The sequence below is a fragment of the Dactylosporangium sp. NPDC000521 genome, assembly GCF_042898305.1.
GTDB lineage: Bacteria > Actinomycetota > Actinomycetes > Mycobacteriales > Micromonosporaceae > Dactylosporangium.
The window spans coordinates 1-1,241 of record NZ_JBIAYW010000064.1; the positions used below are offsets into that span (position 1 = coordinate 1).

1 protein-coding gene is annotated in these 1,241 nt (G+C 68.0%); it reads left to right on the forward strand.

Going from position 1 to position 1,241, the window contains the following annotated elements:
* Positions 1–1,241: chaperonin GroEL (gene groL, locus ACFY3L_RS54555; protein ID WP_389343950.1), on the forward strand; the 1,241-nt coding region annotated here is incomplete at both ends.

Sequence of the window (1,241 nt, forward strand, 5' to 3'; positions counted from 1 at the left end):
CTGCGCAACGTCGCCGCGGGTGCCAACCCGATGGCGCTGAAGCGCGGCATCGAGGCCGCCGTCGCGTCCGTCGCGTCGGAGCTGGCCAACCTTGCCAAGGACGTCGAGACCAAGGAGCAGATCGCCTCCACGGCCTCGATCTCCGCCGGTGACTCCACCGTCGGCGAGATCATCGCCGAGGCGATGGACAAGGTCGGCAAGGAAGGCGTCATCACCGTCGAGGAGAGCAACACCTTCGGGCTCGAGCTGGAGCTCACCGAGGGCATGCGCTTCGACAAGGGCTACATCTCGCCGTACTTCGTCACCGACACCGAGCGGATGGAGACGGTCCTCGACGACCCGTACATCCTCATCGTCGAGTCGAAGATCTCCGCGGTGAAGGACCTCCTCCCGGTGCTGGAGAAGGTCATGCAGTCCGGCAAGCCGCTCGCGATCATCTCCGAGGACGTCGAGGGCGAGGCCCTCGCGACCCTGATCGTGAACAAGATCCGTGGCACCTTCAAGTCCGTCGCCGTCAAGGCCCCGGGCTTCGGTGACCGCCGCAAGGCCATGCTGACCGACATCGCGATCCTGACCGGCGGTCAGGTCATCTCCGAGACCGTCGGTCTCAAGCTGGAGAACGCGACGCTCGACCTGCTCGGCAAGGCCCGCAAGGTCGTCATCACCAAGGACGAGACCACGATCGTCGAGGGCTCCGGCGACGCCGAGGGCATCAACGGCCGGGTGGCGCAGATCCGTGCCGAGATCGAGAAGTCGGACTCGGACTACGACCGCGAGAAGCTGCAGGAGCGCCTGGCGAAGCTCGCCGGCGGTGTCGCGGTCATCAAGGTCGGCGCGGCCACCGAGGTCGAGCTCAAGGAGCGCAAGCACCGCATCGAGGACGCCGTGCGCAACGCGAAGGCGGCCGTCGAGGAGGGCATCGTCCCCGGCGGTGGCGTCGCGCTCGTCCAGGCCGGCAAGTCGGCCTTCGACAAGCTGGACCTGGTCGGCGACGAGGCCACCGGCGCCAACATCGTCAAGGTCGCCCTTGACGCGCCGCTGCGCCAGATCGCCGTCAACGCCGGCCTCGAGGGCGGCGTCGTGGTCGAGAAGGTCCGCAACCTGGACGCCGGCTGGGGCCTCAACGCCGCCAGCGGCGACTACGTGAACCTTCTGGCCGAGGGCATCATCGACCCGGCCAAGGTCACCCGCTCCGCCCTGCAGAACGCCGCCTCGATCGCGGCGCTCTTCCTCACCACCGA